This window comes from Rhodoblastus acidophilus, assembly GCF_025961575.1.
GTDB lineage: Bacteria > Pseudomonadota > Alphaproteobacteria > Rhizobiales > Beijerinckiaceae > Rhodoblastus > Rhodoblastus acidophilus_C.
The window spans coordinates 206,841-230,403 of the sequence record NZ_JAOQNX010000002.1 but is presented as its reverse complement, the minus strand read 5'-3'; the positions used below and the strand labels follow the sequence as shown (position 1 = coordinate 230,403).

25 protein-coding genes are annotated in these 23,563 nt (G+C 63.3%); 11 read left to right on the top strand and 14 right to left on the bottom strand.

What is annotated here, in order from left to right; translation table 11 throughout:
• Positions 1 to 37 precede the first annotated feature (37 nt).
• Positions 38 to 1,744, bottom strand: coding sequence for a glycosyltransferase family 2 protein (locus tag M2320_RS02390; protein ID WP_264595924.1), 1,707 nt, complete (start codon positions 1,742 to 1,744; stop codon positions 38 to 40).
• A gap of 228 nt (positions 1,745 to 1,972) precedes the next feature.
• Here M2320_RS02390 and M2320_RS02385 point away from each other — a divergent pair, with 228 nt between their 5' ends.
• Positions 1,973 to 2,155, top strand: coding sequence for a hypothetical protein (locus M2320_RS02385; protein WP_264595923.1), 183 nt, complete (start codon positions 1,973 to 1,975; stop codon positions 2,153 to 2,155).
• Positions 2,156 to 2,280: 125 nt separating this feature from the next.
• Here M2320_RS02385 and M2320_RS02380 read toward each other — a convergent pair whose 3' ends face one another.
• Both M2320_RS02380 and M2320_RS02375 read right to left on the bottom strand, forming a co-directional pair.
• A complete protein-coding gene (locus M2320_RS02380; RefSeq protein ID WP_264595922.1) occupies positions 2,281 to 3,420 on the bottom strand; it encodes a CobW family GTP-binding protein in 1,140 nt (379 codons plus the stop codon).
• Between the two features lie 51 nt (positions 3,421 to 3,471).
• A complete protein-coding gene (locus M2320_RS02375; protein ID WP_264595921.1) occupies positions 3,472 to 4,365 on the bottom strand; it encodes a metal ABC transporter substrate-binding protein in 894 nt (297 codons plus the stop codon).
• 70 nt (positions 4,366 to 4,435) lie between these two features.
• Between M2320_RS02375 and M2320_RS02370 the strand changes: the two genes are divergently transcribed.
• On the top strand, positions 4,436 to 4,840 hold the full coding sequence (locus M2320_RS02370; protein WP_264595920.1) for a Fur family transcriptional regulator: 405 nt from the start codon (positions 4,436 to 4,438) through the stop codon (positions 4,838 to 4,840).
• A gap of 84 nt (positions 4,841 to 4,924) precedes the next feature.
• Complete coding sequence (locus tag M2320_RS02365; protein ID WP_264595919.1) at positions 4,925 to 5,329, top strand: hypothetical protein; 405 nt, start codon at positions 4,925 to 4,927, stop codon at positions 5,327 to 5,329.
• Between the two features lie 216 nt (positions 5,330 to 5,545).
• On the opposite strand, the gene M2320_RS02360 is transcribed toward M2320_RS02365, so the two are convergent.
• Positions 5,546 to 6,148, bottom strand: coding sequence for a TetR/AcrR family transcriptional regulator (locus M2320_RS02360; protein WP_264595918.1), 603 nt, complete (start codon positions 6,146 to 6,148; stop codon positions 5,546 to 5,548).
• Between the two features lie 188 nt (positions 6,149 to 6,336).
• Between M2320_RS02360 and M2320_RS02355 the strand changes: the two genes are divergently transcribed.
• Positions 6,337 to 6,954 (top strand): hypothetical protein, encoded by a 618-nt coding sequence (locus M2320_RS02355; protein ID WP_264595917.1) that lies wholly within the window; start codon positions 6,337 to 6,339, stop codon positions 6,952 to 6,954.
• An 84-nt stretch (positions 6,955 to 7,038) separates the two neighbouring features.
• Here M2320_RS02355 and M2320_RS02350 read toward each other — a convergent pair whose 3' ends face one another.
• A complete protein-coding gene (locus M2320_RS02350; RefSeq protein WP_264595916.1) occupies positions 7,039 to 8,850 on the bottom strand; it encodes a Hint domain-containing protein in 1,812 nt (603 codons plus the stop codon).
• 350 nt (positions 8,851 to 9,200) lie between these two features.
• Here M2320_RS02350 and M2320_RS02345 point away from each other — a divergent pair, with 350 nt between their 5' ends.
• Positions 9,201 to 10,601 carry a Hint domain-containing protein gene (locus M2320_RS02345; protein WP_264595915.1) on the top strand — a complete coding sequence of 467 codons (1,401 nt, stop codon included), beginning with the start codon at positions 9,201 to 9,203 and terminating at the stop codon, positions 10,599 to 10,601.
• Here M2320_RS02345 and M2320_RS02340 read toward each other — a convergent pair.
• Complete coding sequence (locus tag M2320_RS02340) at positions 10,573 to 11,442, bottom strand: metal ABC transporter permease (protein WP_264595914.1); 870 nt, start codon at positions 11,440 to 11,442, stop codon at positions 10,573 to 10,575. The genes M2320_RS02345 and M2320_RS02340 overlap by 29 nt on opposite strands.
• A gap of 205 nt (positions 11,443 to 11,647) precedes the next feature.
• Here M2320_RS02340 and M2320_RS02335 point away from each other — a divergent pair, with 205 nt between their 5' ends.
• Positions 11,648 to 11,863, top strand: coding sequence for an alkylphosphonate utilization protein (locus tag M2320_RS02335; RefSeq protein WP_264595913.1), 216 nt, complete (start codon positions 11,648 to 11,650; stop codon positions 11,861 to 11,863).
• A 120-nt stretch (positions 11,864 to 11,983) separates the two neighbouring features.
• Positions 11,984 to 12,442, top strand: coding sequence for a MerR family transcriptional regulator (locus M2320_RS02330; protein ID WP_264595912.1), 459 nt, complete (start codon positions 11,984 to 11,986; stop codon positions 12,440 to 12,442).
• Positions 12,443 to 12,461: 19 nt separating this feature from the next.
• Here the strand turns inward: M2320_RS02330 and M2320_RS02325 are convergent, their stop codons facing one another.
• The 6 genes from M2320_RS02325 to M2320_RS02300 all read right to left on the bottom strand — a co-directional run bounded on the left by M2320_RS02325 (position 12,462) and on the right by M2320_RS02300 (position 18,753).
• On the bottom strand, positions 12,462 to 12,836 hold the full coding sequence (locus tag M2320_RS02325; RefSeq protein ID WP_264595911.1) for an SUF system Fe-S cluster assembly protein: 375 nt from the start codon (positions 12,834 to 12,836) through the stop codon (positions 12,462 to 12,464).
• An 11-nt stretch (positions 12,837 to 12,847) separates the two neighbouring features.
• The gene (locus M2320_RS02320) at positions 12,848 to 14,083 is read right to left on the bottom strand and encodes a cysteine desulfurase (RefSeq protein ID WP_264595910.1); all 1,236 of its coding nucleotides are present in this window, start codon (positions 14,081 to 14,083) and stop codon (positions 12,848 to 12,850) included.
• The gene (locus tag M2320_RS02315) at positions 14,080 to 15,327 is read right to left on the bottom strand and encodes a SufB/SufD family protein (protein ID WP_264595909.1); all 1,248 of its coding nucleotides are present in this window, start codon (positions 15,325 to 15,327) and stop codon (positions 14,080 to 14,082) included. The genes M2320_RS02320 and M2320_RS02315 overlap by 4 nt, the downstream gene beginning before the upstream one ends.
• Positions 15,324 to 16,076, bottom strand: a complete 753-nt coding sequence (sufC, locus tag M2320_RS02310; protein WP_264595908.1) for a Fe-S cluster assembly ATPase SufC — start codon at positions 16,074 to 16,076, stop codon at positions 15,324 to 15,326. Before sufC ends, M2320_RS02315 begins: the two co-directional genes overlap by 4 nt.
• A 12-nt stretch (positions 16,077 to 16,088) precedes the next feature.
• The gene (sufB, locus tag M2320_RS02305) at positions 16,089 to 17,558 is read right to left on the bottom strand and encodes a Fe-S cluster assembly protein SufB (RefSeq protein ID WP_264595907.1); all 1,470 of its coding nucleotides are present in this window, start codon (positions 17,556 to 17,558) and stop codon (positions 16,089 to 16,091) included.
• A gap of 67 nt (positions 17,559 to 17,625) precedes the next feature.
• Positions 17,626 to 18,753: a cysteine desulfurase family protein gene (locus tag M2320_RS02300; RefSeq protein ID WP_264595906.1), complete on the bottom strand. Its 1,128-nt coding sequence runs from the start codon at positions 18,751 to 18,753 to the stop codon at positions 17,626 to 17,628.
• 63 nt (positions 18,754 to 18,816) lie between these two features.
• Here M2320_RS02300 and M2320_RS02295 point away from each other — a divergent pair, with 63 nt between their 5' ends.
• The 4 genes from M2320_RS02295 (at position 18,817) to M2320_RS02280 (ending at position 21,919) form a co-directional block, all read left to right on the top strand.
• The gene (locus tag M2320_RS02295; protein WP_264595905.1) at positions 18,817 to 20,238 is read left to right on the top strand and encodes a pyridoxal phosphate-dependent decarboxylase family protein; all 1,422 of its coding nucleotides are present in this window, start codon (positions 18,817 to 18,819) and stop codon (positions 20,236 to 20,238) included.
• 43 nt (positions 20,239 to 20,281) lie between these two features.
• Positions 20,282 to 20,728 (top strand): PA2169 family four-helix-bundle protein, encoded by a 447-nt coding sequence (locus tag M2320_RS02290; protein WP_264595904.1) that lies wholly within the window; start codon positions 20,282 to 20,284, stop codon positions 20,726 to 20,728.
• Between the two features lie 19 nt (positions 20,729 to 20,747).
• The gene (locus M2320_RS02285; RefSeq protein ID WP_264595903.1) at positions 20,748 to 21,185 is read left to right on the top strand and encodes a DMT family transporter; all 438 of its coding nucleotides are present in this window, start codon (positions 20,748 to 20,750) and stop codon (positions 21,183 to 21,185) included.
• Between the two features lie 239 nt (positions 21,186 to 21,424).
• Positions 21,425 to 21,919: a response regulator gene (locus M2320_RS02280; RefSeq protein ID WP_264595902.1), complete on the top strand. Its 495-nt coding sequence runs from the start codon at positions 21,425 to 21,427 to the stop codon at positions 21,917 to 21,919.
• Positions 21,920 to 21,960: 41 nt separating this feature from the next.
• On the opposite strand, the gene M2320_RS02275 is transcribed toward M2320_RS02280, so the two are convergent.
• Complete coding sequence (locus tag M2320_RS02275; RefSeq protein WP_264595934.1) at positions 21,961 to 22,986, bottom strand: RluA family pseudouridine synthase; 1,026 nt, start codon at positions 22,984 to 22,986, stop codon at positions 21,961 to 21,963.
• Between the two features lie 185 nt (positions 22,987 to 23,171).
• Positions 23,172 to 23,552, bottom strand: a complete 381-nt coding sequence (gene crcB / locus M2320_RS02270; protein WP_264595901.1) for a fluoride efflux transporter CrcB — start codon at positions 23,550 to 23,552, stop codon at positions 23,172 to 23,174.
• Positions 23,553 to 23,563 lie beyond the last annotated feature (11 nt).

Below are 23,563 nucleotides of genomic sequence, written 5' to 3'. Positions count from 1 at the left end.
AGAGGTCTGGCGGGACGGAGAGGAAAGGCGAGCCGCATCATTTGCGCCGCGCCCGACCGATCCGGCGCGCGACCGACAGCGACAGCCGCGCCAGTTTCTTGCGCCAGCTCGGCAGCGGCTGCGCCTTGATCCGCTCTTCGAGATCGACGACATGGGCGATCTCGACGATCCGGCGCGCCGGCTCCGGGGCTGTGCGGCGCTGGCCGGCGGCGAGCGCCAGCAGGCCGGCATGTTCGAGTTTGGCCGCATAGACCGCGAGCGTCGCGGCGAGCCGGTCGCGATGGGGATCGCCCGAAAGTTTTTCGCGCGCCATGCGGGCGAAAAGCGCCTGGCGCGACTGGTTGGTTTTTTCCGCCTGGTCGAAGGTGCGGGTGGCGGCGCCGATGCGATATTGCTGGGTCTGCGCCACAACCACTTCGGCGGCGAAGCCGGACAAGGCGAGGCGGATGTTGAACTCCCAATCCTCGTAATGGCGGCGCAGCGCCGATTGCTGTCCGCCCAGCGCGGCATAGGCGGCGCGGCGCACCAGCGGGGCGCTGTGACAAAAATTCTCGTCGAAGATGGTGAGCGGATTGGGGTCCATGGTCACCCAATAAAACCGGTCCGCGCCGAAATTGCGCTGCAGGCCATAGACCATGGCGAGGTCGGGATTGAGCCGCAGGGCGCGGCGGGTGGCGCGAAACCCGTCGGGGTGGAGCGCGTCGTCGGCGTCGATGAATTGCACCAGTTCGGCGCGCTGCAAATGGGCGACGCCGGCGTTGCGCGCGGCGGCGGGACCGCTGTTGCGCGGCAATTCGTGCAGCGCGATCTCGGGCGCGCCTTCCACGTTCAGCCGCGCGACACTCTCGCGCAGCGCCTGTTTCTCGCTCGGGCGCGAGGCGTCGTCGACGACGAGAATTTCGTCGCCCGGTTCGGCGCAGGCGCGCACCGAGGCCAGACATTCCGCGATCAAGGCGGCATTGTTGAAATGGGGAATGACGAAGCCGACCGGCAGATTCGCCGGCTCGGCGAGCGCCGGGCGCGGCGGCGCGCGCAAAACGCTCCACAGCGGCGCGGTCTCCTGACGCGCGCGCGCCCGCGCGTCAAACCCGAAGCGCCGGCCCAGTTTTTCCACCTGCGCGAACAGCGCCTCATCGCGATAGAGCAGGAGATCGGCCCGTTGCACACAGACGATTTCCTCGATCATCTGGTTGCGCGCCTCGGCGTTCAGCTCATGCAGCGGCGTCGCCTCATCCTCGAGCGCCAGCGCCGTCAGGCCCTGCAGCCGCACGGCCAGGCCGTCGAAGCGCAATTGCCCGTGCCGGCGCATCTTTTCGATGAAAAACCCCTCGGCGCCCCGGTCGCCGCAGCACACCAGCGCGAATTCATGACCGCGCGCCTGCAGCGCCGCCAAAAGTTCGGCGGCGGAAAAGGCGAAGCGCAGCGCGCGCGACTGGAGGAAGTGGACATAGCGTCCAAAAGCGTTCTGGCGCGGCGGCGCCACCAGCGCGCAAGCCCCGGCGAGCGCTTCTTTCACCGCGGGATCGACGGGTTCGGCGCAGATCAGCAGAATGGCGCGGCCGGGCGCTTCCGCCGCCAGCGCGGCCAGCAGTTCGAGCGCATCGCGCCGGGCGTCGAGCTGTTCGCCGCAGGTGAGCACGAGGTCCCAGCGGCGTGGCGCGGGCAATGAGTCTTCCGGGCAATTGGCCTCATTGGCCCAATCCTGTTCGTTGAAAAACCCTGCCGTCATCGCTGAAACCCGCACGTTCCCTCCCAGTCCGCTCCCAGCGAATCCGCGCGGGAAGACCGGTCAGGCCAAGCCGAACACATAATTCGTTTTCGCGCGCGCGCCAAATCCAGCGCGCCCGCGCACAAATATCTGAGCGAACAGGGGATGTTAAGGGAAAAGCAACCGGAGATGGACAGTGTGGGAAAGGACAATTTTAAGTTGAATTTGTCCGTCTTTTCAAACGAACGAAGGCGCGAGAGCACCATGGGTCGTTTCGTCTATCGCTTCGAGGATCAAAGCCGGCCGCTGGGCAAATACGACGGCGCCGCGCAGACGATGAAAGTCCTGGGACGCCTGGCGCAGGCGACGCTGCTCGTCGCCGGCCTCGCATGGCTACTGGCCGGCGATCCGAGTTTTGTGACGCGGATGCTGAATCTTCACGGCTAGCAGGCCGCCAAGCCGCCTCCAAAATTTCATAAAGTAGCCCTCACCCTAAGGAGCCCGCCGCGGCGGGCGTCTCGAAGGGCGGGGGCGGTCCACGGATTTTTCAGCTGCCCGCCAACGGGCGCCGCTCAGGCGGTCTGAAACGCCGCGCAGGCCAAAAACCCTTCGCGCAGCTCTTTTTCCTTCAGCTTGCGGCCGATGAAGACGATGCGGCTGTTGGGTTTTTCCTCCGCCTTCCATTCGCGCTGCAGATCGCCGTCCAGGATCATGTGCACGCCCTGGAAGACATAGCGCCTGGGCTCATTGGGGAAGGCCAGAATGCCTTTCGAGCGCAGGATGTCGGGACCGTCGCGCTGCACCACCTCGTTGATCCAGGGCAGGAACAGGTCGGGATCGACGGGACCGTCGATGGCGATGGCGACCGACTTGACCTCTTCGTCATGCAGCACTTTGGGCGCGTGATGATGGTCCTCGTGGTCGCAATCCGGCGCGCACTCGTGGTCGTGGTGATGATGACCGTGATCATGGTGGTCATGATCATGATGGTCATGCCCATGGTGATGATGGCCATGGTCGTGATCATGGTGGTCATGGCCATGATGCTCATGGCCATGCTCGTCCACGGTCAAAAAATCCGGGTCGAGATCGAGGATGCGGTCCAGCTCAAAAGCCTTGCGATCCAGAACATGCTCCAGCGCGATGTCGCAGCGGTTGGTGCGATGCAGTTTCGCGTACGGATTGAGGCCGCGAATGCGCGCCTCCACCTCTTCGAGCTCGTCGCGGTTCACCAGATCGGTCTTGTTGAGCAGGATGACGTCGGCGAACACGATCTGGTTCTTGGCCTCAGGCGCATCCTTGAGCCGGTCGGCCAAAAACTTGGCGTCGGCGACGGTGACGATGGCGTCGAGCCGCGTCTCCTTCTGCACGTCGGCGTCGACGAAAAAGGTTTGGGCGACGGGGGCGGGATCGGCGAGCCCGGTGGTCTCCACCAGAATGGCGTCGAACTTGCCCTTGCGCCGCATCAGCCCCTCGATGATGCGGATCAGGTCGCCGCGCACGGTGCAGCAGATGCAGCCGTTGTTCATCTCGAACACTTCTTCGTCGGCGTCGACGACGAGTTCATTGTCAATGCCGATCTCGCCGAATTCATTGACGATCACGGCGAATTTTTTGCCGTGATCTTCGGTGAGGATGCGGTTGAGCAGCGTGGTCTTGCCCGCCCCGAGGTAGCCGGTCAGCACGGTGACGGGAATCTTTTGCTCGGACATGAAATCTCCGTTTCGGTTTTTGACCGCGGGGGCGCGGTCAATCCCCCTTGCTCAGCTATGAGGGACGAGCGCCTTCTTCAACTCATCCATATTGTGATTCATCATGTCGATGTAAGTGGGCGCCGGCCCATCGTTGGCCGAGAGCGCGTCGGAAAACAAGTCGCCGCCGATCTTTGCGCCGCTTTCCTCGCCAATGCGCTTCATCAGCCGGGGGTCGGAAATGTTTTCCAGGAACACGGCGGGGATTTTCTCGCGCTTGATCTGGGCGATCAGGGCGGCGATGTCCTTGGCCGAAGGTTCGGAATCCGTCGAAATGCCCTGCGGCGCCAGGAATTCAAAGCCATAGGCGGCGGCGAAATAGCCGAACGCGTCGTGCGTGGTCACGATGCGGCGGTTTTTCTCCGGGATCTGAGCGACGTCGGCGCGCACCTTGGCTTCGGTCGCATCGAGCCGCGCCAAAAAGTCTTCCGCGCGCGCCTTGAAATAGGCGGCGTCGGCGGGATCGGCGGCGCTCAAGCCGTCGCGAATGTTGACGGCGTAGATTTTGGCGTTGGCGACGCTCTGCCAGGCGTGGGGATCGATCCCCTTCTTGCCGTCCTCCTCGCCTTCGATGCTCTTCACCCCCTGGCTCGCCACCACGACCAGCGCGCGCGATCCCGAGGAGGCGATCAGCCGGGTCATCCAGCCCTCGAGCCCGAGGCCGTTGACGACGATCAGTTTCGCCTTTTTCAGCGCCTGGGCGTTGGCCGGGGTGGGCTGGAAGGCGTGGACGTCGCCATTGGGGCCGACGAGAACCTGCACATCCACCTTGTCGCCGCCGACCTCGCGGACGAGATCGCCCAGAATGGAGAAGCTCGCGACCACGCGCGGCTTTTCGGGAACTTCGGCGCGCAGGGGCAGGGGCAGCAGCAGAAGGGCGGCGGCCAGCAGGCTTTTCAGACGCATGAAGACATCCTAGTTTCAGTGGGCGCCGGCGATGCGGCGATGTATGTTATAACATATCAGATCGAAGCGAATGTCCACCCTCAAAACCTCGCCGCAGCTGAACGCCGTGCAAAGCCAGATTCTGGATTTGCTGACGGCGGCGCAAAAGCCCTTGTCGGCCTATGACGTGATCGACGCGCTCAGCGGCGCGAAGCGGATGGCGCCGCCGACGGTCTATCGGGCGCTGCAAAAACTGATGGACGAGGGGCTGGCGCACCGGGTGGAGTCGCAAAACGCCTATGTGGCCTGCCGCAGCCAGGGGCACGCTCTGTGCGCGGGATTTTTGATCTGCCGCGCCTGCGGCGCGACGCGCGAATTTTCCGGCGCGGCGCTTGAAAGTTTCTTGGGGCAAACCGCGCGCAAAAACATGTTCGCGGCGGAAACCGTGTCGATCGAGGTCCGAGGGCTTTGCGCGGAGTGCCAGCGCGCCGACTAAAAGATTAGTGGCATATAGATCACGTCTAGCCATTCATTGGGACAGGGCTTCGATGTTTTTGTAGCTTGGAATGGAAATTTTTCCATGCAAGAAATAGTTCAAAAGAAAAAACAGTATGAGCGTCTCTTTGCCGCCACGTATGATTTCGCCCAGGCTCGCTTTTGCGCGCGCTATCTACTCAAAAAGAAATGGCATTCAAGACCGTGGGAACGTCGTGGATCAATCTATCAACAGCAAACTGCTTTCGTAACCAACCTGATTATCGCTTATGCCCGACCGTTCACTAAGAGCAAGGGCTGGCCCGGTTTTCCTTTAAGGTTGGTTAATTTCAGCGCAGAACATGCTGAAATGCATAAGAAAATCTTGGTTGCTCGTCATGAAATATTCGCGCATTCAGACAGCAGGCATTTCGAATTTAATCCCGTTAAACTGGGAAAATATATTGCTACGACCATAGAGCTTGTGCCATTTGCAGGCAGAAGAGGCTAAATATGTTGAGGATATGACAGAGATTTTATTGAAAGCTACGCATTTGAAATTGGGTGAATTACACAAAGAGCTAACTTAAAACGTTGCCGGCAGATCGTCCAATTGATCTGCGCTTCGTATCCGCGCAAGAACTGCTCTCGGTGAATTATTTCCGGCGAACTTTTTCCGTCTCTCGTTTTGCAGTCTGTTCCTAAGGCGAACGGGCCTCCGCCCCGTTCAGTCCGCGCTTCCCCAAGCCTTGAGCGCGCTGCGCACGAGAGTGGAAATGTGGCGGCTGACGACGCGGGGATCGGCGTGTTCCGGCGTCCCGCCGGGGGCATAGCAAATCATCGCGGCCATTTGGAAATGCCCGATGATCATGCCGATGATCGATACAGTCATGAGAACGGGATCGCCGCCGCCGCCGCAATCCGCGACCGCGCGCGCCACCACGGAAAAGGGATGATTGACGACGGTTTCGGCGACATATTTCAGCCGGTCGACGTCGCCGTCGAGCAATTCGCGCAGCACAAGCTTCGAAAAAATCCGATCCTCGAACATCGTATGCACAAAAGAATCGATGAAGGCGTCGATCACCTCGAGCGGCGCCTGGGTCGTCGCCAGAATCGTCTCCAATGAGGGCGCCGGCGCCGAGAGAACATGGACCAGCGTCTCCCGGATGAGCGCATCCTTGTCCTTGAAGTGATAGTAGATATTCGCGGGCGTCATCGACACTTCCGCCGCGACATCGCGCATGGAGACTGCGTCATAACCATCCGCGGCAAAAAGTCGTGCCGCCGCTGACAATATTAACGTTCGCGTCGAACTGTTGTCATTCATTGCAATACGAAACCATTGGTTTGGTTCTGGATATCAGAGCTTCTCACCTGAGTCGAGCGGGGCGGAAAAATCTCACCGTCCAGCGTCCGCGACAAGATCGATGTTTCGCTCTTGACACTTAACGAACGTTCAGTAAATTCACTGTCGCCCACGCTGACATCCCCCAAACATCAGACTGGAGACCGACGATGACCGACAAAGATCCGATGAAATCCGCCAGCGCCCTTCACAATCAGATCGCATGGACCAAGCAGCGCCTGGACGAGGCCGACGCCAGCCTGGCGTCCATGGAGATTTCCGCCGCCAAGCTCAGCGGCGAAGCGCGCGAACAGGCGGAACAGACGCTCGAGCGGATTCGCGCGGCGCGCAACCGTTTCGCCGAGATCGGCATGAAGGCGGCGCAAGACGCGGCGGCGGCGGCCAATCAGCAGGCCGACGTTCTGGCGGACCAGTGGTGCGAGGTGGAATTGCGCATGCACGATTTCCTCGTCGTCGCGGCGGGCCATGCCGAGGATGTCAAGGCGGCGTTGAAGGCGCGGGTCGAGGCGCAGATGAAGACCTGGAAGGCGTCCGCCGACGCCGCGCAGCTCGTCTCGGCCGACGCGATTCAGCAGGTGCGGGCGGATGTCGACAATGCGCTGCTTCGCCTGCAGGGCGAGGCCGAAAACGTGCAGAACACCATTGGCCGCCTCGCCGTCGCCGGCGACGAATCCTGGCGTGCGGTCCAGGCCGGCATCGCCGATGTGGCGGTCGTCGCCCAGCGCACCCGCCAGCAGATCATCCACGCCGTGGCCAAGATCGGCTGAACGCCCCCGCTCGCGTAAAGCCCCGCCGCGAGCGAAAGAGCCCGTTCGGTGAAAGGGAGATCGCCGAACGGGCTCCGGAACATGTTACGCCGCCCCGGCCGCTGCGGCGCAGAGGTCGGCGGCGCGGCGGTCGAGCGCCGCGCGGATGCGCGCCGGCGCCTGCCGGTGCGATTTGGCGCGGGGGTAGGGGAGTTCGTCCACCGTCTTGCCCCCGGGATAAAGCGCCTGGAATTCCGCCCAATTGTCGAAGTTCAGCCGATCCACCGTGTCGACAAAAGTCTCCGCCGGCGTGTTCTCGGCGAGGATCAGCGCATGATCCTCGAGTTCGACGTGGTAATAGACGAAAACCTCGGGAACCTCGGTCTCGCGGGTGATCGAGCGCCCGTTGACCAGCGCGCCCGCATGGATCAGCGTGTCCTCCACCAGCAAGGCGTGATCGGGCGACACCAGCAGGTCGCGCGCGGGCGTGTGCTCGGCGAGCGCGCCGGCGCGAATGCGGATCGGCAGCACGCGCAAAGGATCGGCGAAGCGCAGCGACACGGTCTGCCGTCCCAGCCAGTTGACGGGCTTGGCCGCGCCATCGCGGGTGAGCACGAGATCGCCGGGTTGCAGCGTCTCGATCGCCGCCTCGCCGTCCGGCGTGCGAATTCGCGTTCCGGCCATGAAGCAGATGGCGACGATCTCGGTCTTGTCGACCGAAGTCGCGCCGGCCTGGGTGGGATCGCCGCTATAGACCTGCCAATTGACCTGAACGCGCCCGTTGCCGAGATTGGCCACCGAGGCCGTTCCGTTGGCGTTCGCGTCGAGCACGAAAGTGTCGACCACCTGAAGCGCGCCATTGACGATCTGGACTTCCTCAAGCTTCAGGCCCGAGCTGTCCACCCAATATTCCAGGAACGAGCCATTGGCGGCGGCGCCGAGCGCCAGCACCCGCGCGCCCGCATAAAGCGTTCCGGTGTAGCTCTCGTCCAGGGTCGCGCCGATCGCCCCGGTCGACCAGTTCACGATCGACAATTGATGCGCCGACGAACCGTTCTCGAGGCCGCTGAGGTCGAGGACCGTGTTGCCGTTCGAAGCGGCCCAGGTGATCCGATCGATTTGAGAAAAACTTGTCGGCGTCGTCCAGTCCGAGCTCTGCGACCCCAGGGTCGAAATGGAGGTCCTGTGCAGGCTCGCGTTCTGGCCGGCTTGTGTGTCCTCGGTGAGCAGGTTGTATTGATTTGTCCCGCCTCCGAGACTCCAGGCATAGCTGTTTCCGGCGACCCAATTGGCGTCGCTATAGGTGAAGCTGGGACTCGTGGCCCCGTCGCCGGCGACAAAGGCGAAGTTGAGCTGCTCCACGCCCGAGGCGTCGACGCTGTCCAGGGCGAGCAGATCCTTGCCGTCGTTCAGCGAGGCCTGGCTGGAATGCCCCCAGTTCCCCCAGGGAACCGAGGAGGGGATTGCGACCGGGGTGAGACCGGTGAACAGGGTGGCGGCGTTTGTCGAGGTCAGCGCGCCCTGGCTGTCCTGCGTGTAGATCGAATATTGCAGCGAATAGGTGATTCCGTCGGAGGAATTGCTCCAGGCGCTGAGAAATTCATTGGCATAGGTCCCGCCGAAACGGCCGAACCCATGCGCGGTGGTCACGCCGCCGGGAAGACCGTGCGGATCGGTGGCGTTGGTGCTGGTCGCCGGCGCCGCGCCGAGAAAGCCGTTTGAGGAATCCAGGACGAATCCATAGGCGGCGAACGGCTGCAGCACCTGGCCCTGATAATTGAGGCAGTAGGATATGCCGAAAATACTTTCGCCATTCAGATTGATGAAGTCCGGCCCCAGTTCGTAAACGGTCGCGCCGGTCGGAACATCAGGAATGATGAACGTATACAATGTGTTGGAAACAGGCGTAATGGTCATTGCAGCGTCTCCGGGCGCCGGGCAATTCTCTGAGCATTCCAATTCCGTCTGAATTGTTAAGACTGCCGTATTCCGTAACGGATTTCAAGACTTAAATAAGTATCTTTATGGTATGGCATGCGCCGCATCTACGCGTGACCTGCTCTGGCGCAGGCAAGTCGGGGCCGGAACCGGCGACGTCGATCGACGCGGGCGGCCCGGGCGCCGAATGTTGAAATGCTCGACTTCGATCGCGCTGCCGAAAAGTTGAACGCCCCGCAACCTCCCTCGCGTTGTGCTTGCTTAGATGGGTGATAAATTGATTAACTTAATTGCTACGCATTTTGCGATGTCGATTTTGGAGAGATGATATGTCCAAACTCGTTGTTATGGGTGGTGATTATCTCAACGGCGATTGTTTTGTCGAAACGTTCGATCCCTCAACCGGCGTTGCGACGCCTGTCGCGCGTTTTTCTATAGACCCTGATGTTTTTTGGAGTGGTCTGCCGTTCGCCGCCGACGCCAACGATTGTTACATCGTCTCCGCGCTCGGCTTGTTATACGACATCAATCTGGCCACGGGCGCGGTCACGACCAAGGGCGGCGGCCATAATATCGATTGCATGACCCTGAACGGTTCGTCCCTGGTTGCGATGGGCTACGAGGCGGACTTCATGTATCTCTATTTAGAGACCATCGATCGCGCCACGGGCGAAGCCGCCGATAACCGTTACTTGATCGCATCTGACGGCTTCAACGTAAATCGCGCGTCGGTGGCGGCCAGCGCGACCGATATCTACGTGGTTTCGAGCGGCAATGTTCTTTATGGCTGCAGCTTGACCGAGGCAAGGTCCTGGAACACGCCCCTCAACGCCCAGGTGTTGCGCTTGACGTACAATGGATCGCAGCTGTTCGCGCTGTGCCAGGGCGCCGCCGCCGATCAATATCGCGTCGAAACGGTCGACCCGAACACCGGAACGATGTCTCTGGTCGCCACATTCAGTTTTTCCGCTCCAACGGACTATGTCACGTCTTTTTGCGCCGACGCGACCGACGCCTATGTCATGTCGAACGGAAACCCAGTCTATGATTATCCCGCCCTGCTCTATGACATCAATCTGTCCACGGGGACGGTGTCGGTGGCCGACCTGGGCAAAAACGTCGGCGCCGTGACCACCGAGGTGGCGTGCTTTGCGCGCGGGACCTCGCTCATGACCGACAAGGGCGAAGTCGCCGTGGAGAATTTGGCGCGCGGCGACCTGCTTCTGACCTCCGAGGGCGCGTTCAAGCCCGTCGCCTGGATCGGCCGCAGCACGATTTCGACGCGTTTTTCCGATCCGCTGCGCGTCTGTCCGATCCGGATCAAGGCTGGCGCGCTCAGCGAGGGCGTCCCCAGCCGCGACCTCTTGCTGTCGCCGGATCACGCGCTGTTCGTCGACGGCTTGCTGGTCCACGCCAGCGCCCTGGTCAACGGCGCCTCGATCGTCCGTGAGCGCGCCATCGCCGAGCGGATCGTCTATTACCACGTCGAGCTCGAGGCCCATGAGTTGGTTCTAGCCGAAAATGCGCCGGTCGAAACCTTCGTCGACACGGCGGAGCGGCTGACCTTCGACAATTGGGAGGAGCGCCAGGCGCTGTACCCCACTAGCAAGCCGATCGAAGAACTGTCTTTTGCGCGCGTCAAAGCGCGTCGGCAGCTTCCCGCGCGGCTCCGCCAGGCCTTGGAGGCGCGCGCGGCCGCCCTCACCCTTCCAGATGCGAACGCGGCGTGAATTTGCGCAACAAGCCTCCCGCCGGCCCGGCGACCAGCGACAGCACATAGAGCGCGCCGCAGGCCAGAATGATCAGCGGCCCCGAGGGCAGCGCCCAATGATAGGAGGCGAGCAGCCCGGCATAGGCGCCGGTCAGCCCGAACAAAGCGGCGAGCGCGATCATCCCGCTCATGTTCTGCGTCCACAGGCGCGCGGAAATCGCCGGCAGCATCATCATGCCCACCGACAGCAGCGTCCCCAGCGCATGAAATCCGGCGACCAGGTTCAACGCCACCAGCATCAGGAAAACGCTCTGGATCGCCGCGCCGGCCCGGCTGACGGAGGCGAGAAAACCGGGGTCGAGCGTATCCAGCGCCAGCGGCCGGTAGATCGCGGCGAGCCCCACCAGGGTGACGCTGGCGATCGCGGCCAGCAGGATCAAGGTGGCGTCGTCGAGCGCCAGCACGCTGCCGAACAGCACATGCAGCAGGTCGACATTGGAGCCGCGCACGGACACCAGGGTGACGCCAAGCGCCAGCGACAGCAGGTAGAAGGCGGCAAGCGACGCTTCCTCGCGCAACACGGTGGCGCGGGCGATGGCGCCGGAGCCCAGGGCGACGGCGAAGCCGGCCAAAACGCCGCCGAGCGTCATGGCGGGCAGCGACAGGCCGGCGACGAGATAGCCGAGCGCCGCGCCGGGCAGGATGGCGTGGGCGAGGGCGTCGCCGGACAGCGCCATGCGCCGCAGCAGCAGGAACACGCCGAGCGGCGCCCCCGCCAGCGCCAGCGCCCAGGCGCCGACCAGCGCGCGGCGCATGAATTCATAATCGACGAAGGGCGCGATCAGCCAAGCGTAGAGCATGCCCTCGTGTTTAGCGGCTTATGGCCCAGGCTCAACCCAAACTTTTCGCACGCCCGGGGCGGGGGCTCGACCGTCCGAGGCGCCCCAGATCGGACGGGGCAAGCTCGGGGCATGCCTGACATGGCCTTGGCAAGCCGGCAAATCCATGGTCTACCGCGGCCTCCACGTTGCTCGAAGGGCGCGCGACGCGCAAAAAGGAAAGCCAATGTCCGAGACCCGCGATTCCAACGGCGCGCTCCTCAACGAGGGCGACAATGTCACGGTCATCAAGGATCTGAAGGTGAAGGGGTCGTCCACCGTGCTGAAGCGCGGCACGATGATCCGCGGCATCCACCTCACCGACGATCCCGAGGAGATCGAGGGCCGCACCGACAAGGTGAAGGGCCTGGTGCTCAAAACCTGTTTTCTGAAAAAAGCCTGACGCCCGCCCGGCGCGCAAGCGTCAGGTAACAGGCGTCACGGTTACGTCACCCCCGCGGCGCCGCCAAGCGGGCGCCGCGCTGCTATCCTCACCTCGCTTTGCGTATTGGGGATGCTCGCAATGACGGCCAGGAGACAGATCAAGGACGTGAACACGCCGCGGGAGCCGATGTGCGGACACCTGATCGGCGATCTCGCGAGGCGTTACGGGGTTACGACCCGCGCTTTGCGCTTCTATGAAGAACGCGGCTTGCTGTCATCGCACCGCGCCGCGGGTGGGCGGGCGCGTCTGTTCGGCGAGGAGCAGGTCGCCCGCCTGCGTTCGATCCTCAAAGCCAAGGACCTCGGCTTCAGTCTCGAGCAAATCCGGGGCTTCCTCGCGGAGCGCGACGCCGGCAAGACCGAGCCCGCCGATTTTTTCATGCCGGGCGACGAGGTTCTCAGGTCGCAGCTCAGCCATCTGGAGCAACAGCGTCACGCCCTCGACGCCGCCATCAGGTCGCTGCGGGAGGTCCTGCGAGACAAGGCCGGCGCCGTAGCTCCAGAGCCGCGCCCCGCGCCACTCCAGCGACGCGCCTGAACCCGGCCGGCCCCGCCGCTCACCACATGTCGAGCGCGACGCGCGCCTCATCCGACATGCGGCTCTGGTCCCACGGCGGATCGAACACCATTTTGACCTCCACCCCGGCGACGCCGGGCACGGCGGCGACGGCATTTTCCACCCAGACCGGCATTTCGCCAGCCACCGGACAGCCCGGCGCGGTGAGCGTCATGTCGATTTTCACAAAATGGCTGTCATCGATCTCGACCCGATAGATCAGCCCGAGCTCATAAATGTCGGCCGGGATTTCCGGGTCATAGACCGTCTTCAGCGCGGCGACGATGCCCTCGCTCAGCTGGTCGAAATCCTGTGGCCGAAGCTCGGGATTTGCGGCGATTTCGGGATGATTGGGCTGGGTCTCGGTCTCGGTCATCGCGTCATCCATCAGGAAAACAAATCGGCGGCGCGGGTCAGCGCCGCGACCAGCGCGTCCACTTCCTCGCGGGTGTTGTAGAGGGCGAAAGACGCCCGGCAGGTGGAGGTCACGCCATAGCGCGCCAGCAGCGGCTGCGCGCAATGGGTGCCGGCGCGCACCGCGACGCCGGAGCGGTCGATCACGGTCGCAACGTCATGGGCGTGCGCGCCGGTCATTTCGAACGAGAACAGCGCCCCCTTGTCCGGCGCGGTCCCGATCAGCCGCAGGAACGGCAGTTCGGCGAGCCGCGCGCCGGCATAGGCGGCGAGGTCGGCCTCATGCGCGCGAATGGCGTCGCGGCCGAGCGTCTCCATATAGTCGAGCGCGGCGCCAAGCCCGATCGCTTCGAGGATCGGCGGCGTGCCCGCCTCAAATCTTTGGGGCGGAACGCCGTAAGTGACGGTGTCACACGTCACCGTCTCGATCATCTCGCCGCCGCCGGCAAAGGGCGGCAGGTTTTCCAGCCATTCCCTCTTGCCGTAGAGCGCGCCAATGCCGGTCGGGCCATAAAGCTTGTGGCCGGTGATCGCATAAAAATCGACATCGAGATCGCGCACGTCGACCTGCGCATGAACCGCGCCCTGCGACCCGTCGACCAGCACCGGAACGCCACGCTCATGTGCGAGCCTAACGATTTCCTTCACCGGCGTCACCGTGCCCAGCACGTTGGACATATGGGTGATGGCGACGATCTTGGTGCGGTCCGTCAGGGCCTCCTCGAACCGTTGCAACGAGAACGACCCGTCATCCTCGACATCGACCCATTTCAAAACCGCGCCGGCGCGCTCGCGCCAAAAATGCCAGGGCACGATGTTGGAATGGTGCTCCATGATCGACAGCACGATCTCGTCGCCGGCGCCGATTTTCGCCCGGCCGAACGACGACGCCACCAGGTTCAACGCTTCGGTCGCGCCGCGGGTAAAAATGATCTCGTCGGTCGAACCGGCGTTCAAAAACGCCCGCACTTTTTCGCGCGCGGCTTCGTAGGCGTCGGTCGCCGCATTGGCGAGATAATGGAGGCCGCGATGCACATTGGCATATTCGTGCTCCGTCGCATGGGTCATGCGGGCGATCACCTGACGCGGCTTTTGCGCGCTCGCGGCATTGTCGAGATAGACCAGCGGTTTGCCATAGGGCTTTTCCGTGAGGATGGGAAAATCCGCGCGAATTTTGCTCAGGTCGTAGACCGGTTTCATCTGGTTCATGACGCCGGCTCCTTTTCGCCGAGAAGATCGGAAAGGTCCTGGCGCAGCACGTCGCGCAAGCCTTCGCTGGCCAGCGTGTCGAACACGTCGGCCGCGAAAGCGTCGATCAGAATCTTTTCCGCTTCGATATGGGGGACGCCGCGCGTCTCCAGATAGAACAGCTGCTGCGCGTCGAGTTTGGTCACCGCCGCGCCATGGCCGCAGGCGACATCGTCGGCAAAGATTTCCAGTTCCGGCTTGGCCGACATGGCGGCGTCGTCGGAGAGCAGCAAGCCCCGGCACAGCATCTTGCCGTCGGTTTTTTGCGCATGCGGCGGCACGATGATCTTGCCCTGAAAAACCCCGTTGGCGTGGTCGCCGAGCACATATTTAAAAGTCTCGCGGCTGACGCAGGCGGGCGCATTGTGGTGCACCACCATGGTCAGGTCGGCGTGATCGTTGCGGCCCAAAATCGCGGCGCCGGAGAGCTGCAGCTCCGCGCCTTCGCCGCCGAGCGAGACGAAGAATTGCCGGCGCAGGAACGGTGTCTGCGCCAGCAGCGACACAGCCCGCAATTTCGCGCGCGCCGCCAGCATCACATTGAGCGTCTGCACCTCGACCCCAGCGGTTTCCCGGCAACGGCAGGCATAATCGAGCTGCGAATCCTCGCCCAGTTCGATGAACAGAGCGCTGTCGCCAAAGCCGGCAAAACCTTCGTCGCGCGTCTCCAAAATTGCCGCGCGGGCGCCGGCGCCCAGCCGGATCAGATTGCGTCCAAACCGGCTGCGGTCGGTTTCGGCGCCGGCGAGCGCCACGATTTCGATCACCGGCTCCACGCGCGCGCCGACCCCGATCTCGAGCAGAAAGCCGCCGCGGGAAAAGGCGGCGTTGAGATCGAGCATGGGATCGGCGGCGCCGCCGAAAAATTCCGCTTCGCCGACGGAGGAGATTTCAATCCCGGCGACGCCGGAAAAATCATCCGAAAGCTCCGGCGCAAAGAAACCGTCGATGGTGACCAGCCGCAGCCGCTCGCTCGCCCCCAGCTTGTGCCGCGCCACCCCGCGCGCCGCCTCGTCAGGCGCGTGCGCGACCGGAGGAACCACGCGCAACCTGGTGCGCAGGTCCGAATAATGCCAGCTTTCGACGCGCCGGCCGGGCAGGCCGGCGCGCTGGAACTGCTCGAAGAACAATTTTGCCGACGCCGAGGCGTCGGCGGGCAACAGGCCCGAAAACTCTTCTTCCGCCTTGCTGGAAAGCCCGGTCACGCAGCCGCTCCTTCCGCATATTCGGCATAGCCACTGGCCTCCAGCGCAAGCGCCAATTCGGGTCCGCCGCTTTTCACGATTTTTCCGCGCGACATCACATGCACAACGTCCGGCGGAATAAAATTCAGCAGACGCTGATAGTGCGTGATCACCAAAAAACTGCGACCGTCGCCGCGCAAGGCGTTGACGCCTTCGGCGCAGGTTTTGAGCGCATCGATGTCGAGCCCGGAATCCATCTCGTCGAGAATGGAAAACCGCGGCTCGAGCAGCGCCATTTGCAGAATCTCCATGCGCTTCTTCTCGCCGCCGGAAAAGCCGACATTGACCGGGCGCTTGAGCATGTCCTGCGAAATGTTCAATTTGGCGGCGGCGGCGCGCACCTGCTTCATGAATTCGATGGTGGGCAGCTCCGCCTCGCCGCGCGCTTTGCGTTGCGCATTGAGCGCCGCCTTCAAGAAGGTCATGGTGGCGACGCCGGGAATTTCCAGCGGATATTGGAACACCAGGAACAGCCCCATGGCCGCCCGCTCGGCCGGCGATTTTTCCAGTATGTCGACGCCGTCGAGCCGGATCGATCCGTCCAGCACTTCATAATCGGCGCGCCCCGCGACCACATAGGAGAGCGTGGACTTGCCCGACCCGTTCGGCCCCATGATCGCCGCGACCTGTCCGTCCTCGACTTTCAGCGTGAGCCCGTCGAGAATCTTCTTGCCGGCGACGGCGACGTGCAAATTTTCGATTTCGATCATGATTAAATCCTGTCAGCCGACGCTGCCTTCGAGCGAAATGGCGATGAGTTTTTGCGCCTCCACGGCGAACTCCATCGGCAATTGCTGCAACACGTCGCGCACGAATCCATTGACGATCAGCGCGGTGGCTTCTTCCGGCTCAAGCCCGCGCTGCATGCAGTAGAACAGTTGATCGTCGGAGATTTTCGAGGTGGTCGCCTCATGCTCGAACAAAGCGGAGGAATTCTTCGCCTCGATATAGGGCACGGTATGGGCGCCGCACTGATCGCCGATCAGCAGCGAATCGCAATTGGTGAAATTGCGCGCGTTCTCCGCTTTTCGATGCGCGAACACCTGGCCGCGATATGTGTTTTGTGAGCGCCCCGCCGAAATGCCTTTCGAGATGATCCTGCTCGAGGTGTTCTTGCCGAGATGCAGCATTTTGGTGCCGGAATCGACCTGCTGCCGCCCATTGGAAATGGCGATGGAATAGAACTCGCCCCGCGAAGACTCGCCGCGCAAAATGCAGGACGGATATTTCCAGGTGATGGCCGATCCCGTCTCCACCTGCGTCCAGGAAATTTTCGAGCGCGCCCCGCGACAATCGCCGCGCTTGGTGACGAAATTGTAAATGCCGCCGCGCCCCTCGCTGTCGCCGGGATACCAGTTTTGCACGGTCGAATATTTGATCTCGGCGTCGTCGAGCGCGACCAGTTCCACCACCGCCGCATGCAGTTGGTTTTCGTCGCGCTTGGGCGCCGTGCAGCCCTCGAGATAGGACACATAGGACCCGGCGTCGGCGATGATCAGCGTGCGCTCGAACTGCCCGGTATTCTGCTCGTTGATGCGGAAATAGGTCGAAAGCTCCATCGGGCAGCGCACGCCGGGCGGCACATAGACGAAGGAGCCGTCCGAAAACACGGCGGAGTTGAGAGTCGCAAAATAATTGTCGGTGACCGGCACCACCGAGCCCAGATATTTGCGCACCAGCTCCGGATGGCTCTGCACCGCCTCCGAAATCGGGCAAAAGATCACCCCGGCCTTGCCAAGCTCCTCTTTAAAAGTGGTGACCACCGACACGGAATCGAACACGGCGTCGACGGCGACGCGGCGCTCCTGCACCCCGGCCAAAATCTCCTGCTCGCTGAGCGGAATGCCCAGTTTCTCATAGGTGCGCAGCAATTCAGGATCGACGTCGGCCAGCGTGCGCGGCCCCTCCGTCCCCTTGGGCGCGGAATAATAATAGAGATCCTGATAGTCGATCTTGGGATAATCGACCCGCGCCCAGCGCGGCTCCTCCATGGTCCGCCAGCGCTTGAACGCGTCGAGGCGCCATTGGGTGAGCCACTCCGGCTCTTTCTTGCGCGCGGAAATGAAGCGAACGATCTCCTCGTTCAGCCCCTTCGGCGCTTTTTCGGATTCGATCTCGGTCGTGAAACCGTATTTATAGGCGTCGACGTCGAGCGTCTTCACCGTGTCGACCGTCTGCTGGACCGCCGCCATCAAAACTCTCCTCACCTAACGCGGGTTCAAGGCCCGCTGGTTGAGTATGATCAGGAGCGCATCCGGCTTACCGCCGCTGCGACATCCTGTGTCGCACTTTAGCCAAAATCTCAGGAAAAGCCACGCCCTCCTGCTCATTATTTGGCCACCCGAGCGAAATCCGCAAGGCGCAGCGCGCGACCTCGGGCGCGACTCCCATGGCGGCGAGCACGGCGGAAGCGGAAACTTTGCCGGACGAACAGGCCGAACCCGAGGACAGCGCCACGCCCTCGACATCCAGCGCGGCGACCATGGTCTCGGCGGCAAAGCCGGGCAGGGCGAAGGCCATCGTATTCGGCAATCGCGGCGCCCCGGCCCCGAACACGACGGCCTCCGGCGCCAGCGCCCGAACCTCCGCCTCGATCCGGTCGCGCAAAGCCCCAAGCCGCGCCATTTCGGCGGGGCCAGAGGCGATGATTTCGGAAAACGCCGCAGCAAAACCGGCGATGGCCGCCACATTCTCGGTGCCGGCGCGAAAACCACGCTCCTGACCGCCGCCGCGCAGCAGTTTTTCGGCAGGCATGACGGCGCGCCGCGCAAAGATGACGGCGCCCACGCCCTTGGGCCCGCCAATCTTGTGGCTGGAGACAAACAAAACATCCGCGCCGGTGGCGGCAAAAGTGCAGTCCACGCGGCCCAAAGCCTGCACGGCGTCGCAAACCAACACCCCGCCGGCCTCATGGACCAGAGCGGCGGCCTCGGCGACAGGCTGGATCACGCCGGTTTCATTATTGGCGGCCTGAAGCGCCAGCATCGGCGCGCCCGCGCCGCCAAGCGCATCCCGCAAGGCCGCGAGATCAAGCCGCCCCTCGCCATCGAGCGCCACCGAAACCGCCGCGCCAAACCCATGGCCGGACACAACGCAAGGATGCTCGCCGCCGCCGACAACAAGCCGGTCGCAATCAAACCCTGCCAGCGCCGGGCGCAACGCCATATTGGCGGCCTCGGTCGCGCCCGAGGTGAACACCACAAGCTCCGGCTTGGCGCCAAAATGCCGCGCGATCAGCCCCCGCGCATTCTCGATCTTGGCCCGCGCCGCCCGCCCTTCGGCATGGACGGACGAGGCGTTGCCGGCGTCGAGCGCGGCGATCAGGGCGTCGCGCGCCGCTGGGCGCAGCGGCGCGGTGGCGTTATGGTCGAAATAGATGCGCGCCATAGAACACTCCGGGCAAGCCCCGCATAGTCATTTGGGCCGCCAGCGCCAAGCGGATTCGCACAAATGACCGACGCCAACAAAAATCTCGACCCCGAAAACTGGGAGGACTTCCGCCGCCTGAGCCATCAGGCGCTCGACGCCGCCCTCGACGATCTCATGGCGATCCGAAAACACCCGGTCTGGCGTGAGATCCCGCCAGACGTTCTGGCGCGTCTCGACGACGCCGCGCCCGAAGAAGGCGTCGGCCTCCAACAGGTCCTTTCTGACTTCGCCCGCGACATAAAACCTTACGGCGTGGGCAACCGCCACCCCGCCTTTTTCGGCTGGGCGCATGGCGCGGGAACCCCGGTCGGCATGGTCGCCGAAATGGTGTCGGCCGGCCTCAACCTCAATTGCGGCGGCCGTAACCATATCGGCGTGGCGCTGGAACAAAAGATCGCCGCGGCCATGGCGCAAAAGTTCGGCCTTCCCGAAACCGCGTCCGGCCTGTTCGTCACCGGCGCCTCGCAGGCCAATTTCCACGGCGTGGTGATCGCCCGCCGCGCGGCTGTGGGCGCGCAGGTTCGCACCGAAGGGATACGCGCCCCGCTGCGCGCCTATGCCTCGCAGGAGGCCCACGCCTGCGTCGAGCAGGCCATGGACCTCGCCGGCCTCGGCACGGACGCGTTGCGCAAAATCCCCACGGACGCGGACGGCCGCATCCGCCTCGACGCGCTACGCGAAGCCATCAATGCCGACCGCGCCGCCGGCGCACAACCGTTTTTGCTGGTGGCCTCCGCGGGCACGGTCAATTTCGGCGCTTTCGACCCGCTGAACGAACTCGCCGACCTCGCGGCGCAAGAAAAACTCTGGCTGCACGTCGACGGCGCCTTTGGCGCGCTCACCGTCTTTTCGCAAAAACTCAAGCCCAGGCTCGCCGGTATCCATCGCGCCGATTCCATCGCCTTCGATTTCCACAAATGGGCGCATGTCCCCTATGACGCGGGCTTTATTCTGGTCCGCGACATGGCGGCCCAGCGCGCCGCCTTCGCCGCGCCCGCCGCCTATCTGTCGCGCACAAAAACCGGCTTGGCCAAGGGCGAAACCTGGCCCTGCGACCTCGGCCCCGACCTGTCGCGCGGCTTTCGCGCCCTAAAAGTCTGGATGATGCTTCGCGCTTACGGCCTGAAAACCCTGGGCGAAAGCATGGAGCGCAACTGCGCCGCCGCGCAAAAGCTCGCCGGCCTGATCGACGCGTCGGACCTGTTCGAGCGCGCCGCGCCCGTCCCGCTCAACATCGTCTGCTTCCGCCTGAAACACGCGCCCGACGAGGCCAATGGCGCGCTGGTCGAACGCCTGCAAACCGCGGGCGTCGCAGCCCCGTCGCTGACCCGCCTCGACGGGCGCACGACCATCCGCTGCGCCATCTTCAACCACCGCACCGGCATGGACGACGTGGCTGCGTTTTTTGCGCAGGCCTGTGCGCAGGCGAAGGCGCTGACATGAGCCGCGCTACATGCCATCCTGCGTTTTCCTTTGGGAGGACGACATGAACGACCTCATTCGCAAGCTCAAAACCCTGCACACCAGCCTGATCGACGCGCGCAGCGGCTATGAAGAAGGCTTGAAGGACGCCCAGGGCAAAGGCCTGACGCCGCTGTTCCAGGAGCTGATCGCCCTGCACGCCCAGGACGCCGCGGCGGTCGCGGAACAATTGCAGCGCCTCGGCGCGCCGGTCGACGATCGCGGCTCGCTGATGGGAACGCTGGATCGCGTGGTGATGAAATTCACTTCGCTGATCACCCAGCTCGACGACAAAATCCTGCCCAATCTGGTCGACGGCGAAGAACACGTCCTGGTGCACTATGACGACGCCATCCAAGCCTCGTCCCCCCAAAACCCCGAATATCCCGTTCTCGTCGCCCAGCGCGACGCGCTGAAACAGCGGATCGAAGCGATGCGCGAGCGCGCCAGGCCGTCGTCGCTCCACGGTTGAGCCGGCGGCGGGGCCGCGCATGAACAGTTTGGGCCTGTCGCTGCTCGCGGCCTTGGCGGGCGTATGCACGGCGCTTCAGGCGCCCATCAACGCGGCCTTGCGCGGCGGACTGAACTCCGCCGTCTGGGCCAATGTCGCGAATTTCATTGTCGGCCTCGCCGCGATCCTGCTCGCCGCGGCGTTTTTGCGCGCCCCCCTCCCGTCCGCGATGGAGCGCGCGCCCTGGTGGGCCTGGACGGGCGGCCTGCTCGGCGCCGCCTATGTCGGCCTCGCCATCTTCCTCGCGCCGCGCCTGGGCGCCGCCGCCTTCATCGCTCTGCTGATCGCCGGCCAGATGATCGCCTCGGCGCTGCTCGATCATTTCGGCTGGCTCGGCCTCACCCAACGCCCCCTGGATGCTGCAAGACTGCTCGGCGTCGCGCTGGTGATCGCCGGCGCGCTGCTGATCCGCAGATAGTTGCGAAAATCTGGCGCCCGGCCCGATAACGGCGCGCAGCGGACGGATGCGACGCTGGCGTCACAGCCAATTGAACAAATGGAATGTTTTCATAGCTAATACAGCTTAATATCACAAACGCTTCAGCCGTAATCAGCCAATAGCAATGAACGCAAAGACTGTTTGTTCAATCGACCTGAACCATGGTGTTGTGGATTCAACTTGCCATCTAAATCCAGACACTTTTAAAGGCATTGAAAATGTCAGCAACGATCCTCCTTGTCGATGATTCGCGCGCCATTCTTCAGGCGATCGGCGTCATTCTCAGACATGCCGGGCACGCCGTCATTGAAGCGACGAGTGGAGAACAGGCTCTGACAAAATTGCGAAACGGCGAAAAACCCAATCTCATACTTGCCGATCTGAACATGGGAGGCATGAGCGGCATAGATTTGACACGCCACGCGCGAACTTTACAGAACACGCGGTTCACGCCCATCCTGCTGCTGACTGCGGAAGTCAGCAAGGATAAACGCATCGAAGCCAAGTCCGCCGGCGCGACCGGCTGGATCGTCAAGCCCGTTGACGCCGGCGCGCTGATCAAGATCGTAGCTCAGCTTGTTGATTGTTCGACGTGTCGGGATGGATCGGCAGGCGGCTCATGCGGCGCGCAAGAACAGGTCGATTTCGCTGTCGGAAATTCCGCCATCTGTCCAGCGGCGGCCGGTCAGTCCTTGTTGTCCAAGTCCGCATAGAGCCGCCAGCCGCCTTGCAGACGACTCCAAGCGTGTGACGTCTAGTCCTCGGGCGCGTCGAGGATCGGGTCGTATTGCGACGCGTCGAAGCCGAACAGCTCCCAGGACCGCTTCATATGCGCCGGCAGCGGCGCGGTGACGTCGACCACGCCGCCACGCGGATGCGGCAGGATCAGCCGCCGCGCCAGCAGGTGCAGCTTTTTGTCGACGCCGTCGGGAATGTTGCGGTTGGGATCGGACCTGCGGCGGCGGTCCTCATCGCCATGGCCATATTTGGGATCGCCGACGATCGGGCAGTCGATCGCCTCGGCATGGGCGCGCAATTGGTGGGTGCGCCCGGTCATCGGCTTCATCGACAGCCAGGCGCAGCGGGGGCTGAGCTTGTCGACAATGGCGTAATAGGTCAGCGAGTGCTGGGCGTCCTCGTCGCCATGCTTGGCCACGCGCATTTTTTCAATGTCGCGGCGCTCCTCCATGCCGTGTCGGCCGCGAGGCGCGCGATTGTCCCCCATGGCCTCGCCCTTGGCGAGATAAAGGGAAATGCGGCCCTGCGATGGTTTCGGCACGCCCTCGACCAGCGCCCAATAAATCTTCTTCGCCGAGCGGGACCGAAAGATTTCGCCGAGATCGGCGGCCATTTTGCGCGTCTTGGCGATCAGCAGCACGCCCGACGTGTCGCGGTCGAGGCGATGCACCAGCACCGGACGCTCGCCGCGCTCATTGGCCAGCGAGGCCAGCATCCCGTCCAGATGAATCTTGGTGCCGGACCCGCCCTGGACCGCCAAACCGAACGGCTTGTTCAGCACCATGAGGTCGCGGTCTTCCAGCAGCACCATGTCCTTGATGGCGCGCGCGTCGGCTTCCGATTGCGCCGGCTTCTTCACCGCCGGCGCCTTTGGCGCGTCGACCGAAAGCGGCGGCACGCGCACGCTCTGCCCGGCGGCGATGCGCGACGCAGTCTCGACCCGCTTGCCGTCGAGCCGCACCTCGCCTTTTCGACAGATTTTCGCCAGATGCGACAAAGCCAGCGTCGGAAACCGCCGCTTGAACCAGCGGTCGAGGCGCATGCCGTCCTCGTCCTCGGTCACGGCGAGGTTTTGCACGCCGGTCGCCACCTTGACCGGCTCTTTTTCGGACGCGGGTTTCGGCAAAACTTTTTTGGCGACCGCCGGCTTGTCCAAGGGCTTATCCATGGGCTTGGGCTTGGGCTTGCGGGCCGCCGGCGCGGCTGGTTTTTGTTTGCGCGGGTTGATCATGACAAAGCCCTCACCAAGGCAAGCCCGGAAAACACGCCGACCAGCGCCAGCGCCACGGAGCCGCCGACATACAAAAACGCGCCCAAAAGCTCGCCGCGCTCATAGAGCAGGGCGGCGTCGAGCGAAAAGGCGGAAAAGGTGGTGTAGCCGCCTAAAATACCGGTGAGCAGAAACAGCCGGACGTGCTGCGTCCAGGCCTCGCCCGCGCGAAACGTCAGGAAGCCGGCGATCAGGCCCATGGTCAGCGAGCCCGAAATGTTGATGAGGAACGTGCCCCAAGGAAACCCCGTCCCCAGCGTGCGCGCCGCGAGGAGGTTGATGAAGTGACGGAGGCAGCCGCCGAGACCGGCGCCAATGAACACGATGAGATAGGCCATCGCCCTCCTTA

Bases quoted from the DNA above. Each gene is read 5' to 3' on its own strand.
- M2320_RS02380 (WP_264595922.1), bottom strand. From the start codon at position 3,420: ATGTCCGAGCAAAAGATTCCCGTCACCGTGCTGACCGGCTACCTCGGG.
- M2320_RS02370 (WP_264595920.1), top strand. From the start codon at position 4,436: ATGTCCACCCTCAAAACCTCGCCGCAGCTGAACGCCGTGCAAAGCCAG.
- M2320_RS02320 (WP_264595910.1), bottom strand. From the start codon at position 14,083: ATGAACCAGATGAAACCGGTCTACGACCTGAGCAAAATTCGCGCGGAT.
- crcB (WP_264595901.1), bottom strand. From the start codon at position 23,552: ATGGCCTATCTCATCGTGTTCATTGGCGCCGGTCTCGGCGGCTGCCTC.
- M2320_RS02355 (WP_264595917.1), top strand. From the start codon at position 6,337: ATGACCGACAAAGATCCGATGAAATCCGCCAGCGCCCTTCACAATCAG.
- sufB (WP_264595907.1), bottom strand. From the start codon at position 17,558: ATGGCGGCGGTCCAGCAGACGGTCGACACGGTGAAGACGCTCGACGTC.
- M2320_RS02295 (WP_264595905.1), top strand. From the start codon at position 18,817: ATGACCGACGCCAACAAAAATCTCGACCCCGAAAACTGGGAGGACTTC.
- M2320_RS02375 (WP_264595921.1), bottom strand. From the start codon at position 4,365: ATGCGTCTGAAAAGCCTGCTGGCCGCCGCCCTTCTGCTGCTGCCCCTG.
- M2320_RS02290 (WP_264595904.1), top strand. From the start codon at position 20,282: ATGAACGACCTCATTCGCAAGCTCAAAACCCTGCACACCAGCCTGATC.
- M2320_RS02285 (WP_264595903.1), top strand. From the start codon at position 20,748: ATGAACAGTTTGGGCCTGTCGCTGCTCGCGGCCTTGGCGGGCGTATGC.
- M2320_RS02330 (WP_264595912.1), top strand. From the start codon at position 11,984: ATGACGGCCAGGAGACAGATCAAGGACGTGAACACGCCGCGGGAGCCG.
- M2320_RS02300 (WP_264595906.1), bottom strand. From the start codon at position 18,753: ATGGCGCGCATCTATTTCGACCATAACGCCACCGCGCCGCTGCGCCCA.
- M2320_RS02350 (WP_264595916.1), bottom strand. From the start codon at position 8,850: ATGACCATTACGCCTGTTTCCAACACATTGTATACGTTCATCATTCCT.
- M2320_RS02275 (WP_264595934.1), bottom strand. From the start codon at position 22,986: ATGCGCCTCGACCGCTGGTTCAAGCGGCGGTTTCCGACGCTGGCTTTG.
- M2320_RS02365 (WP_264595919.1), top strand. From the start codon at position 4,925: ATGCAAGAAATAGTTCAAAAGAAAAAACAGTATGAGCGTCTCTTTGCC.
- M2320_RS02385 (WP_264595923.1), top strand. From the start codon at position 1,973: ATGGGTCGTTTCGTCTATCGCTTCGAGGATCAAAGCCGGCCGCTGGGC.
- M2320_RS02360 (WP_264595918.1), bottom strand. From the start codon at position 6,148: ATGAATGACAACAGTTCGACGCGAACGTTAATATTGTCAGCGGCGGCA.
- M2320_RS02340 (WP_264595914.1), bottom strand. From the start codon at position 11,442: ATGCTCTACGCTTGGCTGATCGCGCCCTTCGTCGATTATGAATTCATG.
- sufC (WP_264595908.1), bottom strand. From the start codon at position 16,076: ATGATCGAAATCGAAAATTTGCACGTCGCCGTCGCCGGCAAGAAGATT.
- M2320_RS02325 (WP_264595911.1), bottom strand. From the start codon at position 12,836: ATGACCGAGACCGAGACCCAGCCCAATCATCCCGAAATCGCCGCAAAT.
- M2320_RS02280 (WP_264595902.1), top strand. From the start codon at position 21,425: ATGTCAGCAACGATCCTCCTTGTCGATGATTCGCGCGCCATTCTTCAG.
- M2320_RS02345 (WP_264595915.1), top strand. From the start codon at position 9,201: ATGTCCAAACTCGTTGTTATGGGTGGTGATTATCTCAACGGCGATTGT.
- M2320_RS02335 (WP_264595913.1), top strand. From the start codon at position 11,648: ATGTCCGAGACCCGCGATTCCAACGGCGCGCTCCTCAACGAGGGCGAC.